The organism is Bradyrhizobium sp. IC3195 (assembly GCF_020193585.1).
Taxonomy (GTDB): Bacteria; Pseudomonadota; Alphaproteobacteria; order Rhizobiales; family Xanthobacteraceae; genus Bradyrhizobium; species Bradyrhizobium yuanmingense.
In genome coordinates this window covers 102,036-115,463 of record NZ_JADYVG010000021.1, presented here as the reverse complement: position 1 = coordinate 115,463, position 13,428 = coordinate 102,036, and the positions used below count along the sequence as shown (strand labels likewise).

Here is a 13,428-nt window from a genome sequence, read left to right as displayed (position 1 = left end):
GGACCAAAGAGGGTGCGAGCACCGCGCCCTTCGTCCGAGACAACACAATGTCCCATTCCAACCTTCCCATGACCGAGGTCCTCGTCGTCGCCGATTGCTGGCAGCGCGAGCCCGATTCCGAAGCCGTGGTCCAGCGCGCACTGGCGGCGGCCGCCGAGAGCGTCGACGAAGATGTTGCCGACGCCGAAGTGGCCGTGATGCTGACCGATGATGCCGGCATCCGCACGCTCAACAGCAACTGGCGCGGCATCGACAAGCCGACCAACGTGCTGTCGTTCCCGGCGCTGCAGCCGGAGGGCGCGTGGAAGCCGGGCGATGCCCCGCGCATGCTCGGCGATATCGCGATCGCCTATGAGACCATGCGGCGCGAGGCGGACGAGGAGCACAAGCCGTTCGACCATCATCTGAGCCACCTCGCCGTGCACGGCTTCCTGCACCTGATCGGCTACGACCACGAGAACGACGAAGACGCCGAGGAGATGGAAGCGCTCGAAACCGAGATCCTTGCCCATCTCGGCATCCCCGATCCCTATGCCGACCGCCCGGGGACGCACTGAGATGCCGGATTCCGAGCCTACCCACGACAATCCCCGCACCACGGCCAATTTGCCGGCCGTGGTGACGCCGGGCGAGGTGCTGCGCCCGAGTGCCGAAAGCTGGCTGCTGCGCGCCATCCGCACGCTGTTCGGCTGGAAGGCGGGGTCGGTGCGCGACGATCTCCAGGTCGTGCTCGACGCCTCGACGCCCGACGACACCGGCTTCTCCGCGGTCGAGCGCACCATGCTGCGCAACATCCTCAGCCTGCACGAGCGCCGGATCGCCGACGTCATGGTGCATCGCGCCGACATCGTCGCGGTCAAGCGCGACATCCCGCTCGGGGAACTGATGGACCGCTTCGAGAGCGCCGGCCATTCGCGCCTCGTCGTCTTCAACGAGACGCTCGACGATCCCGTCGGCATCGTCCACATCCGCGATTTGCTCGCCTTCATGACCGCGCGCGCCCGCGTGTCGGAAGCCACCAAGACCAAGCGCAAGAAGCCGCTGCCGGCCGGGCTCGATTTGCGCGCGGTCGATCTCGCGCTGCCGCTTCACGAGGCGCACATCATCCGCAAGCTGCTCTACGTACCGCCGTCGATGCGGGCGATCGACCTGCTCGCGCAGATGCAGGCCTCGCGCATCCATCTGGCGCTGGTGGTCGACGAATATGGCGGCAGCGACGGGCTGGTCTCGATCGAGGACATCGTCGAGCAGATCGTCGGTGAGATCGACGACGAGCACGATAGCGACGAGCCGCCCTCGATCGTGCGCCTGCCCGACAACGCCTTCATCGCCGACGCCCGCGCCAGCCTCGACGACGTCCGCTCGGTGATCGGCGAGGATTTCGTCACCGGCGAGGCAGGCGAGGAGGTGGAGACGCTGGGCGGCTATCTCGTCAGCTTCGTCGGGCGCCTGCCGGTGCGCGGCGAGGTGATCTCGGGCCCCGGCAATTACGAGGTCGAGGTGCTCGATGCCGATCCGCGCCGCGTCAAGCGGCTGCGCATCGCGACGCGGAAGGAACGCCCGGCGCCCCGCACCCAGCGCGAGAGCCGGCGGCGTGAAGCCACGCCGGAGAGCGGACAAGCGCCGGCCAGCGACACGCCGACATCGCCGCCGCGCGACGGGGCCGCCTCGCAGTGAGCCCATCGCAGCGCCTTCGGCAAATTGCGCTCGCCATCATCCTTACCTGGGGATGGCAGCGCGCAGTCGTCGCCATGGCGGCCGGAGCGCTGTCGGTGCTGGCGCTGGCACCGTTCAACCTCTTTCCGGTGCTGTTCGTCACCTTCCCGGTGCTGGTCTGGCTGATCGACGGCGCCGGGGCCGGCCGCTATGGCGGCGTGCCCGCCGCCGCCTTGACCGGCTATTGGTTCGGGCTCGGCTATTTCGTGCCCGGCCTCTACTGGATCGGCTACGCCTTCTTCGTCGAAGCCGACACATTCGCCTGGCTGACGCCGTTCGCGGTGCTGGGCCTGCCGGCCTATCTTTCGATCTTCACGGCGATCGGCTTTGCGCTGGCGCGCCTGCTCTGGAGCAAGAACGCCACGCGCGTGCTGGCGCTCGCAGCGAGCCTCACCATCAGCGAATGGCTGCGCGGCCATGCGCTGACCGGCTTCCCCTGGAACACGTTCGGCTATGCGTTGTCCGAGCCATTGCCGCTGGCGCAGACGGCCTCGCTGATCGGCCTGTGGGGCATGACGTTCCTGACGATTGCGATCTTCGCGAGCCCGGCGACGCTGATCGACCGCACGTCGGATCGGCGCCTGCAATGGCGGGTGCCGGCCGCGGCCGTCGCGCTCCTGCTCGTCATGAGCATCTTTGGCGCAATCCGCCTGTCGCTGCATCCGACCACGATCGTATCCGGCGCCAAGCTGCGCCTGATGCAGCCCAACCTGCAGCAGGACGAGAAATTCAACTATGCCGCCAAGCCGGAGGTGATGAAGAAGTACCTTGCGCTGTCGGACCGCGCCTCCGGCCCGCAATCGACCGGCGTGCGCGATGCCACCATCCTGATCTGGCCGGAATCCGCCTTCCCGTTCTTCCTGACCCGCGAAGCCGACGCGATGGCGCAAATCGCCGATCTGTTGCCGAAGGGCACGGTGCTGATCACGGGATCGGTCCGCGCGCCCGATGTGCCGCGGGGCACGCCGATCACGCGCGCCTACAACTCGATCTACGTGATCGATCACGACGGCAGCGTGCTCGCCGTCTACGACAAGCTGCATCTGGTACCGTTCGGAGAATTTCTTCCGTACCAGTCGTTGATGGAGAAGCTCGGTTTCGAGCAACTGACGCGTGTGCGCGGCGGCTTCATTCCAGGCACCGTGCGGCATGCGCTCCCCGTTGCCGGCGCGCCGCCCGCGTTGCCGCTGATCTGCTACGAGGCGATCTTTCCCGACGAAGTGGCTGTACGCAACGAACGTCCGGGCTGGATCGTGAACCTGACCAATGACGGCTGGTTCGGCATCTCGACCGGTCCCTACCAGCACCTGGAGCAGTCGCGGATGCGCGCGATCGAGCTCGGATTGCCGCTGGTCCGCTCGGCCAATACCGGCATCTCCGCAGTGATCGATCCGGTCGGCCGCACCGTCGCGAGCCTCGGTCTCGGCCTCGAAGGCATTTTGGACGCAAACCTGCCGGCCGCGATCCCATCGACCGTTTATGCACGGGTGGGTGATGTGCCCGCAATCATGCTCGTCGCGGTGGCCGTGCTGCTGGCGGTCCGCCGACGAATAGGCAAACGCCAGCCCTGATCGCACCGCCGCCGCAGCGGCCGGAATCCTTTGACAACCGTAGTCCCACGGTTGACAGACTGCACGCGGGCTCCCCATTCTGCACCGGCTGCGAAAGATGGCGGTGCATTGCTAAATTTCTCCGCAATGTTTCCCAATAACAGGGTTTGATTTTGACGGTGCTGCACCCGAGGCATGCTTGATCATTGCGCCGAAGGTGGTGTTTGGAGGGCTGAGGAAATGTCGAAAGCGCCCAACCCTGTTGACAAATATGTCGGCAGTCGCGTGCGCATGCGCCGCATCATGTTGGGCATGAGCCAGGAGAAGCTCGGTGAAGCTTTGGGCCTGACTTTCCAGCAGATTCAGAAGTACGAGAAGGGCACCAACCGGGTCGGCGCAAGCCGCATCCAGCAGATCGCGGAGATTCTGCAGGTGCCGGTGTCCTTCCTGTTCGAGGGCGGCCCGAGCGGCGTGCCGGGTCCGGATGGCTTCAGCGAAGGCGCCTCGCCCTCTTACGTCTCGGACTTTCTCGCCACCTCCGAAGGGCTCGCTTTGACCAAGGCGTTCACGCGAATCACTGATTCGAAGATGCGCCGCTCGATCGTCGATCTCGTCGAGCAGATTGCGGCCCGCGAAGGTCCGGACAAGCGTTGAAGCTCATGTCCCCCGCGATTTGAGACTGCATCAAATCTGGCCTATGTCGTCATTTACGACCGCGCTTTGATGCGCGTCCGCTTCGATGATGCGATTCAAAGGCACAGATGCGTCCATGACCGGCTCCAATTGGTTCGATTCACAAACTATTCTCGATGGCATCCGCCGCTGGGTGGAGATCGAGACGCCGACGGAAGCACCTGAACAGGTCAACAAGCTGGTCTCCGTGGTCGCGGAGCAATACGGCGACCTGCCCGTCACGCTCGAGCGCATCGCCGGCACGGACGGCTGCGGCGATCATCTCGTGGCGCGCACGAATTGGGGGCAGGATCAGCCGGGCATCCTGGTGCTGAGCCATCTCGATACCGTCCATCCCATCGGCTTCATCGAGCGCCTGCCGTTCAAGGTCGAAGGCGACGTCGCGTTCGGTCCGGGCATCTACGACATGAAAGGCGGCGCCTACATCGCCCACCACGCCTTCCGCGCGCTTTGCGCGACGGGCGATCGCTCGCCGCTCGGCATCACGCATCTGTTCACCTCCGACGAGGAGATCGGCAGCCCGACCTCGCGCGCGCTGATCGAGCAGGAAGGGCGCAACGCCAAATACGTGCTGGTGACCGAGCCGGCGCGCGACGGCGGCAAGATCGTCACCGGGCGCAAGGGCGTCGGACGCTTCCGGGTATTCATCAAGGGCGTGCCCGCGCATGCCGGCTCGCGGCCCGAAGACGGCCGCAGCGCCGTCCGCGAACTCGGCAACGTCATCCTGGCGCTGGAAGGAATGAACGATGTTGCGCGCGGCGTGACCGTCAATGTCGGCGTGGTGCGCGGCGGCACGCGCCCCAACGTCACGCCCGAGGAGGCCTATGCGGAAGTCGATCTGCGCGTCGTGAGCCTCAAGGACGCGGACGAGTTCGTCGGCAAGATTCTCTCTTTGACCTCGAAGACCGAGGGCGTCACCGTCACGGTCACCGGCGAGCTCAACCGGCCGCCTTACGAGAAGAGCAATGCAGGCGCCTCGCTGTACGAGCATGCCAGGACGCTCGCCGGCGAGATCGGCTTCGAGCTGATCGACACCCACACCGGCGGCGGCTCGGACGGCAATTTCACCGCTCCCTTCACCGCAACCCTCGACGGGCTCGGCGTCGACGGCAAGGGTGCACACACTCATTATGAGCAGCTCTATATCTCCTCGCTCGCACCGCGCGCGCGGCTGCTCCATCGCCTGTATCAGACGCTGCGATGAGCGAGCGTAAATCAAGCCCCGACCGCGACGACAGCGAGCGTGCCTTCTTCGGGCGCCGCAAGGGCCACAAGCTGAGGCAGCACCAGGCCGGCTTGATCGAGCAGCTGCTGCCGCATCTTGCCCTCGATATCGACGGTGAGGCGCCGGCGGACGCCCGCGACATCTTCGATCCCGCAGCCGACGACGTCAGGCTCGAGATCGGCTTCGGCGGCGGCGAGCATCTCGCGGCCGAGGCACAGAACTTCCCCACCACCGGCTTCATCGGCTGTGAGCCCTATGTCAACGGCATGGCCAAGATCCTCGCGCAGATCGAGGCGGCCAACATCGGCAACATCCGCCTGTTCGCGGGCGATGCCGCCGAGCTCTTGGCTTGGCTTCCCAAGGAGTCGCTGTCGCGGATCGACCTGATCCATCCCGATCCCTGGCCGAAGCGGCGACACTGGAAGCGGCGCTTCGTCCAGGACCGCACCATTGCCGCGATGGCGCGCGTGCTCAAGCGAGGCGGCGAATTCCGCTTCGTCTGCGACATCGACGATTACTGCGCCTGGACACTGGCGCATCTTGCGCGCTCGCAGGACTTCGTCTGGCTGGCCGAACGCGCCGACGATTTCCGGCTTCCATGGCCGGGCTACACCATGACGCGCTACGGCCGAAAGGCCGCGCGCGAGGGACGCAAGGCGGCTTATCTGCGGTTCAGGCGGGTGTAGATTTCGCGTGCACTCCATCCGCAGTCGTCATGCCCGGGCTTGCCCCGGGCATCCACGCACTTCCTCTCCGTGTGACGAAGAACGTAGATGGCCGGGACATAGGCGAGCGCGAGCGACGCCGTCCTTCGGACGGCTATGCCCGGCCATGACGACAAAGCCTGTTCTTCAAATCGTCTGCCGGTTGCGCCAGAAATTCACGACGCGTTCGGCGGTCGTCGGCATCAGGCGCGTGAAGTTGATGCGGGCGGCCTCGATGTCGGCGTCGGCCGGCGTGCGGTTCGAGCCGTACCAGAGCAGGATAAGCGCGCGTACCGTGGGCCAGCCGAGGTTCAGCACCCGACCGAGGATCAGCAGCGGATCGTAGCGGTCGCCTGCGATCAGGCGGTCGAGGACCTGGAGGCGAACGCCCGACATCGCCGACAGCGCGGCGACCGATTCCTCGTATTTGTGCGCCTTGGCGAAACCGAGCAGCGCGCTCTCGCCGAGATGGCCTTCGCGATTCAAGGTCAGCACCGTGCGCTGTGCCGCGGAGAAATCGCGGCGCGGACCCGGCGGCAGCGCGGCCTCCTCGATCGCCGCCATCGCGCGCTTGATCTCGACCTGGCGCGCGGGATTGACCACGGTGGAGAGGCGGCGGCGGATGACGTCGAGCGTGCCATCGAGCAGCTGCTTCAGGTGCTCGCCGGAAAGGTCGTTGCGCTGGCCGATCTTCAGCGTCAGCACGCCGTCCTGCGCCGCGCGCTTGATCATCTCGGAATAGCTGCCCGGCGAGAACACCGCACCGGCATTGGCGGCGGCACGGCGCACCACGTCGCGATCGCCGCGCTCGACCAGCACGTCGGTGACGGCGGGAGACAAAGCTGGACGCTCAGTCATCGCCAACAGATGACCCTGGCCCTTCAAGCGCGCGATCTCGACCAGAGCCGCGTCGTCGAGCACTGGCGAGCGGCGCAGCACGGGGCCGGCGACCGCGATCTCGTTTTCGCGCGCGAGCTGATTGACGAGGTGCGGCGGCGCGTTGTTCAGGCGCGAGAAACGCTCGGCCAGATCGGCGCGCGAGGCCAGCTCGGCATGCGGGACGAGATCGATCAGGAGATTGTCGAAGAGATCGATCAGTTCAGGGCGGAGCTTTTCCGCGTCCTGGAAGAACAGCTGGGAAATGGCGCGCGCGATCTCGCCACGACGCCTCGGGTCGCCGCGCTTGACGATATCGTCCAGTCCAGGAATGAGCGACGTGGCAACGGTCATGAAAACGCAACTCGAACGGGGCACGCCGCGGGTGCGCCCTAGGTCCAAGCCGCCCCACAATCGGGAAATCTAGGCCTGCTTGATGAAGGAAGCGTTGCAGGGCCCGCAGACGGGCGCAAAAAGGCCCCGTTCCCGCTGCAATGGGCCTTGTCCGGAGAAGCGGAAAGGGCTATATCAGCGCCAATTCATCTTCTCATACGATCCGCGTAGTGAGAGTGGGCCCGCAAGGACCCGCTCTTTTTTATTACCTGAACGCGGCTCGGCGGGAGATGCGCCCGACGTGTCGTCGGGAAAGTTCCGAAGCGGGCTTTGAAATCGTAACCAAGCCTTAACCCAAGCCTTAACCAACGAGCGCTCTGACCCTGGACATGACCGAACCGAACCCTGGTTCCACGGATGCCGAATTGCTGGCCGAGCCGCGGCTCGTGGTCGAGCCCGGCGTCGCGGCACGGGTGTCCGCGGTGGCAGGTCCCGTGCTCCAGGGCATGGGCTACCGCCTGGTCCGGATCCGCATTTCCGGCGAGGCCGGCTGCACCGTGCAGATCATGGCCGAGCGGCCGGACGGCTCGATGCAGATCGAGGATTGCGAGGCGATCTCGCGGGCCCTGTCGCCCGTGCTCGACGTCGCCGATCCCATCGACCGAGCCTATCGCCTCGAGATCTCTTCGCCGGGAATCGATCGCCCCCTGGTGCGCCGCTCCGATTTCGAGCGCTATTCCGGGCACCTGGTGAAGATCGAGATGGCGGTCGCGCATGATGGGCGCAAGCGCTTCCGCGGCACGCTCGGCGCGGTCGAGGGCGACCGCGTGCATCTGCATCGCGACGATGCCAAGGCCGGCGACGATGCCGACGTTCTCCTGACCATGGAGGATATCGGCGAGGCACGCCTGGTGCTGACCGATGAGCTGATCGCGGAATCCATGCGCCGTGGCAAGGCCGAGGAGCGCAAGATGCGCAGGGATCTCGGACTGGAGCCGCCGGCTGCACCGCACGCGGAGATCAGTGCGAAGATCACCAAGAACACCAAGCCGAAGAAGAAGCCGGCCCCGACCAACACGAAGAAACATCGCCTTGCCGCCGAACGCGCGCGGCGCGGCGAGATCGAGCCTGACCAAGGAGACTAGCCATGGCAGTCAGCGCCAACCGACTCGAATTGCTTCAGATCGCCGACGCCGTCGCACGCGAAAAGTCGATCGACCGCGGCATCGTCATCGCGGCCATGGAGGACGCCATCGCCAAGGCGGCGCGCGCCCGTTACGGCAGCGAGACTGACGTTCATGCCGAGATCGACCCGAAGAAGGGCGAGCTGCGGCTGTCGCGCCACATGCTGGTGGTCGACAAGGTCGAGAATCACTCCAACCAGATCTCGCTGGTGGACGCGCAGCGCGCCAATCCCGGCGCCCAGGTCGGCGACACCATCGCCGACACCCTGCCGCCGCTGGAATATGGCCGCATCGCCGCGCAATCGGCCAAGCAGGTCATCGTGCAGAAGGTGCGCGAGGCCGAGCGCGACCGGCAGTTCCAGGAGTTCAAGGACCGCATCGGCGACATCGTCAATGGCGTCGTCAAGCGCGTCGAATATGGCAGCGTGATCGTCGATCTCGGCCGCGGCGAAGCCATCATCCGCCGCGACGAGATGCTGCCGCGCGAAGTATTCCGCAACGGCGACCGCGTTCGCGCCTACATCTTCGACGTCCGCCGCGAGACGAGAGGCCCGCAGATCTTCCTCTCCCGCACCCATCCCCAGTTCATGGCGAAGCTGTTCGCGCAGGAAGTGCCGGAGATCTATGACGGCATCGTCGAGATCAAGGCGGTGGCCCGCGATCCGGGCTCGCGCGCGAAAATCGGCGTGATTTCCCGCGATTCCTCGGTCGATCCGGTCGGCGCCTGCGTCGGCATGCGCGGCTCGCGCGTGCAGGCCGTGGTCAACGAGCTGCAGGGCGAGAAGATCGACATCATTCCATGGTCGCCCGACATCGCGACCTTCGTGGTCAACGCGCTGGCGCCGGCGGAAGTCTCCAAGGTCGTGATCGACGAGGACCGCGAGCGCATCGAGGTCGTGGTGCCCGACACCAACAACCAGCTCTCGCTCGCGATCGGCCGCCGCGGCCAGAACGTGCGCCTGGCCTCGCAGCTCACCGGCTGGGATATCGACATCCTGACCGAGCAGGAGGAATCGGAGCGCCGCCAGGCCGACTTCGAGAACTCGACCCGGGTCTTCATGGAATCGCTCAACGTCGACGAAGTGGTCGGCCAGCTGCTGGCGTCCGAGGGCTTCACCTCGGTCGAGGAGCTCGCGATGGTGGACGTCAAGGAGCTCGCCGGCATCGAGGGCTTCGACGAGGAGACCGCGCAGGAGCTGCAGAACCGCGCCCGCGAATATCTGGAGCAGCAGGAAGCCGAGCTCGAGGCGAGGCGCAAGGAGCTCGGCGTCGAGGACGCGCTCAAGGACGTGCCCGGCGTGACCTCGAAGATGCTGGTGAAGCTCGGCGAGAACGACATCAAGAGCGTCGAGGACCTCGCCGGCTGCGCCACCGACGATCTGGTCGGCTGGACCGAGCGCAAGGAAGGCAGCGAGCCGACCAAGCACGCCGGTGCGCTCGACGGCATCGACATCTCCCGTGACGACGCCGAAGCGATGATCATGCAGGCCCGCGTCAAGGCCGGCTGGATCACCGAAGCCGATCTCGCCAAGCCCACCGAGGAGGCCGAGGCGACCGAAGATCAACCGGCTTAAGGGCAAAGGAGAATGTCGCCCGGATGCTTGCAGATTCCGACCTCGAACTTGACCATGGGCCGCGGACCGAAAGGTCCGCGACCATGCGCATGTGCGCGGTCAGCCGCGAGGTCCGGCCGATCGACGAGCTGATCCGCTTCGTTGCATCGCCTGACGGACAAATAGTTCCCGATCTCAAGCGCAAGCTGCCCGGACGCGGGATGTGGCTCACCGCCTCCCGCAAGACGGTTGCGGAAGCGGTGCGGCGTCACCAATTTAGCAAGGCCTTCAAGCGCGAGCTGCGCATCCCTCAGACGCTTCCCACCGACATCGAGGCGCTCCTGGTCCGGAGCGTGACCGAAGCCCTTGGGATCGCCGCCAAGGCGGGTCAGGTCGTGGCCGGCTTCGGCAAGGTCGAGAGCGCCCTGCGGGAAGGAACGGTCGAGGTCCTGATCCATGCCAGCGACGGGGCCGCGGACGGAATCCGCAAATTGGACATGCTGGCGCGTCAGAATGCCGGGAATCGCGGTGCTAAGGCGCAGATTCCCGTCGTCACCGCTCTGAAATCGGTAGAATTGGATTTGGCACTGACCCGGTCAAATGTGATACATGCTGCCCTGCTCGCGGGCCCGGCGAGCAAGCCATTCCTGTCACGTAGCCAGATCCTGGTCCGATACCGGATGGCGGACGACGACAAGACTGCCGAAAAACCCGGCCAGGATTTCTGAGAGACAACGACGACCCGATTGGATGGTGCGGCAACGCACAACACTGATAAATCAGGATTAGGACTGCTGAATGGTTGATACCAAGACCCCTGGCGACAAGAAGCTGAGCGTTCCGAGCAAGACGCTATCGCTCAAGCCGCGCGTCGAAACGGGCACCGTGCGCCAGAGCTTCAGCCATGGCCGCAGCAAGCAGGTCGTGGTCGAGAAGCGCGGCAAGCGCCGCATTGGCGACGGACCCGAGCCGCACGCGCCCGAGGTGACGGCAAAGCCGGCACCGGCCGCACCCGCCGCGCCGCCGCGTCCGGCTCCGCCCCCACCGCGCAACGCCGGTTCCGGCGTGGTGCTTCGCACCCTCACCGAGGACGAGCGTTCGGCGCGTGCCAGCGCGCTCGCCGACGCCAAGCTGCGCGAGGTCGAGGAACGCCGCCAGGCCGAGGAAGAGGCCCAGCGCCGCGCCGCCCGTGAGGCTGCCGAGCGCGCCGAGCGCGAAGCCGCCGAATCCCGCCGCAAGGCCGAGGAAGAGCGCCACCGTCACGAGGACGAAGCCAAGCGCAAGGCCGAGACCGAGGCCAAGAAGCGTTTCGGCGAGGGTGAGCAGCCGACATCCGCCGCGCGCCCCGCGACCGCAACACCCGCCGCTTCCGCACCGCGCCCCGGTGCGCCTGCGTCCCGACCTGGGACCACCACCACAGCACGTCCGGGAACCACGACGGCGCGCCCTGCAACCACGACCGCGCAGCGTCCGGGTGGACCGGCTGGCCGCGGCCCCGCCGTTGCGGCCGAAGCTGACGACGACGAGGCGCCGCGCCAGATCCGCCGCGGTCCCGGCGGCGCCGCGCGTCCCGTGGTAGCCCCCAAGCCCACCCACAAGCCCGGCCCGCAGAAGGAGCGCGGCCGCCTGACCGTCGTCACCGCGCTCAATGCCGATGAGGTGCGCGAGCGCTCGATCGCCTCGTTCCGCCGCCGCACCCAGCGCCTTAAGGGCCACGCTTCGAACGAGCCCAAGGAAAAGCTCATCCGCGAAGTGGTCATTCCGGAAGCGATCACCATCCAGGAACTCGCCAACCGCATGTCCGAACGCGCGGTCGACGTCATCCGCATGCTGATGAAGCAGGGCGCGATGCACAAGATCACCGACGTGATCGACGCCGACACCGCGCAGCTGATTGCCGAAGAGCTTGGCCACACCGTCAAGCGCGTTGCCGCCTCCGACGTTGAAGAAGGTCTGTTCGACGCGACCGACGATTCGACCGACACCGAAACCCGTTCGCCCGTGGTGACCGTCATGGGTCACGTCGACCACGGCAAGACCTCGCTGCTCGACGCGCTCCGTCACGCCAACGTGGTCTCCGGCGAAGCCGGCGGCATCACCCAGCACATCGGCGCCTATCAGGTGACATCGCCTGAAACCGGCAAGAAGATCACCTTCATCGATACGCCCGGCCACGCCGCGTTCACCGCGATGCGTGCCCGCGGCGCCAAGGTGACCGACATCGTCGTGCTGGTGGTCGCGGCCGATGACGGCGTGATGCCGCAGACGGTCGAAGCCATCAATCACGCTAAGGCGGCCGGCGTGCCGATCATCGTTGCCATCAACAAGATCGACAAGCCCGATGCCAAGCCCGAGCGCGTGCGCACCGAGCTGCTCCAGCACGAGGTGCAGGTGGAATCTTTCGGCGGCGAAGTCGTCGACGTCGAGGTGTCCGCCAAGAACAAGACCAACCTCGACAAGCTGCTCGAGATGATCGCGCTGCAGGCCGAAATCCTCGACCTCAAGACCAATTCGGAGCGTCCGGCCGAAGGCACCGTGATCGAGGCCAAGCTCGATCGCGGCCGCGGTCCGGTCGCGACCGTGCTGGTGCAGCGCGGCACGCTTCGCGTCGGCGACATCATCGTCGCCGGTGCCGAAATGGGCCGCGTCCGCGCGCTGATCTCCGATCAGGGCGAGACCGTGCAGGAGGCCGGCCCCTCGGTGCCGGTCGAGGTGCTCGGCTTCAACGGCCCGCCCGAGGCCGGCGATCGTCTCGCGGTGGTCGAGAACGAAGCCCGCGCCCGCCAGGTCACCAGCTACCGCGCGCACCAGAAGCGCGAGAACGCGGCAGCCTCGATCTCCGGCATGCGCGGCTCGCTCGAGCAGATGATGTCGCAATTGAAGACGGCGGGCCGCAAGGAATTCCCGCTGATCGTCAAGGCCGACGTGCAGGGCTCGCTGGAAGCCATCCTCGGCTCGCTGGAGAAGCTCGGCACTGACGAGGTCGCCGCCCGCATCCTGCATGCCGGCGTCGGCGGCATCTCGGAATCCGACGTGACGCTGGCCGAAGGCTTCAACGCCGCGATCATCGGCTTCTCGGTTCGCGCCAACAAGGAGGCCGCTGCGGCCGCCAAGCGCAACGGCATCGAGATCCGCTACTACAACATCATCTACGACCTCGTGGACGACGTGAAGAAGGCGATGAGCGGTCTGCTCGCGCCGACCTTGCGCGAAACCATGCTGGGCAATGCCGAGATCCTGGAGATCTTCAACATCTCCAAGGTCGGCAAGGTCGCCGGCTGCCGCGTCACCGACGGCACCGTGGAACGCGGCGCCAATGTGCGCCTGATCCGCGACAACGTCGTCGTGCACGAAGGCAAGCTGTCGACGCTGAAGCGCTTCAAGGACGAAGTGAAGGAAGTCCAGTCCGGCCAGGAATGCGGCATGGCCTTCGAGAACTACCACGACATGCGTGCCGGTGACGTGATCGAGTGTTATCGCGTGGAGACGATCCAGCGCTCCCTGTAAGTCCAAATCTTACCGAAGCGTTCGGATCTTTTTGAACTGAGATTGCGGGAGTGCGATGGCCGGATGTTTCCGGCCATCCACCCCCTC

11 protein-coding genes are annotated in these 13,428 nt (G+C 66.1%); 10 read left to right on the top strand and 1 reads right to left on the bottom strand.

From position 1 onward, the window contains the following. Positions 1 to 47 precede the first annotated feature (47 nt). The 6 genes from ybeY to trmB all read left to right on the top strand — a co-directional run bounded on the left by ybeY (position 48) and on the right by trmB (position 5,870). A complete protein-coding gene (ybeY, locus tag I6F09_RS29840) occupies positions 48 to 557 on the top strand; it encodes an rRNA maturation RNase YbeY (protein ID WP_225189677.1) in 510 nt (169 codons plus the stop codon). 1 nt (position 558) lies between these two features. After that, complete coding sequence (locus I6F09_RS29835; protein ID WP_225189676.1) at positions 559 to 1,677, top strand: hemolysin family protein; 1,119 nt, start codon at positions 559 to 561, stop codon at positions 1,675 to 1,677. Continuing rightward, positions 1,674 to 3,287, top strand: coding sequence for an apolipoprotein N-acyltransferase (gene lnt / locus I6F09_RS29830; RefSeq protein WP_225189675.1), 1,614 nt, complete (start codon positions 1,674 to 1,676; stop codon positions 3,285 to 3,287). Before I6F09_RS29835 ends, lnt begins: the two co-directional genes overlap by 4 nt. Before the next feature lie 219 nt (positions 3,288 to 3,506). Further along, positions 3,507 to 3,920 (top strand): helix-turn-helix transcriptional regulator, encoded by a 414-nt coding sequence (locus I6F09_RS29825; protein WP_018319423.1) that lies wholly within the window; start codon positions 3,507 to 3,509, stop codon positions 3,918 to 3,920. Between the two features lie 85 nt (positions 3,921 to 4,005). Next, positions 4,006 to 5,163 (top strand): M20 family metallopeptidase, encoded by a 1,158-nt coding sequence (locus tag I6F09_RS29820; protein WP_225189674.1) that lies wholly within the window; start codon positions 4,006 to 4,008, stop codon positions 5,161 to 5,163. Beyond that, a complete protein-coding gene (gene trmB / locus I6F09_RS29815) occupies positions 5,160 to 5,870 on the top strand; it encodes a tRNA (guanosine(46)-N7)-methyltransferase TrmB (protein WP_225189673.1) in 711 nt (236 codons plus the stop codon). Before I6F09_RS29820 ends, trmB begins: the two co-directional genes overlap by 4 nt. 165 nt (positions 5,871 to 6,035) lie before the next feature. Here trmB and I6F09_RS29810 read toward each other — a convergent pair whose 3' ends face one another. Further along, positions 6,036 to 7,118: a DUF2336 domain-containing protein gene (locus I6F09_RS29810; protein WP_225189672.1), complete on the bottom strand. Its 1,083-nt coding sequence runs from the start codon at positions 7,116 to 7,118 to the stop codon at positions 6,036 to 6,038. Between the two features lie 368 nt (positions 7,119 to 7,486). Here I6F09_RS29810 and rimP point away from each other — a divergent pair, with 368 nt between their 5' ends. The 4 genes from rimP to infB all read left to right on the top strand — a co-directional run bounded on the left by rimP (position 7,487) and on the right by infB (position 13,341). Then, positions 7,487 to 8,242, top strand: a complete 756-nt coding sequence (gene rimP, locus I6F09_RS29805; protein ID WP_036040842.1) for a ribosome maturation factor RimP — start codon at positions 7,487 to 7,489, stop codon at positions 8,240 to 8,242. Between the two features lie 2 nt (positions 8,243 to 8,244). Beyond that, positions 8,245 to 9,855, top strand: coding sequence for a transcription termination factor NusA (gene nusA, locus I6F09_RS29800; protein WP_225189671.1), 1,611 nt, complete (start codon positions 8,245 to 8,247; stop codon positions 9,853 to 9,855). 23 nt (positions 9,856 to 9,878) lie between these two features. Next, on the top strand, positions 9,879 to 10,562 hold the full coding sequence (locus I6F09_RS29795; protein WP_225183830.1) for an RNA-binding protein: 684 nt from the start codon (positions 9,879 to 9,881) through the stop codon (positions 10,560 to 10,562). Positions 10,563 to 10,632: 70 nt separating this feature from the next. Further along, positions 10,633 to 13,341 carry a translation initiation factor IF-2 gene (gene infB, locus I6F09_RS29790; protein WP_225144089.1) on the top strand — a complete coding sequence of 903 codons (2,709 nt, stop codon included), beginning with the start codon at positions 10,633 to 10,635 and terminating at the stop codon, positions 13,339 to 13,341. Positions 13,342 to 13,428: the final 87 nt, after the last annotated feature.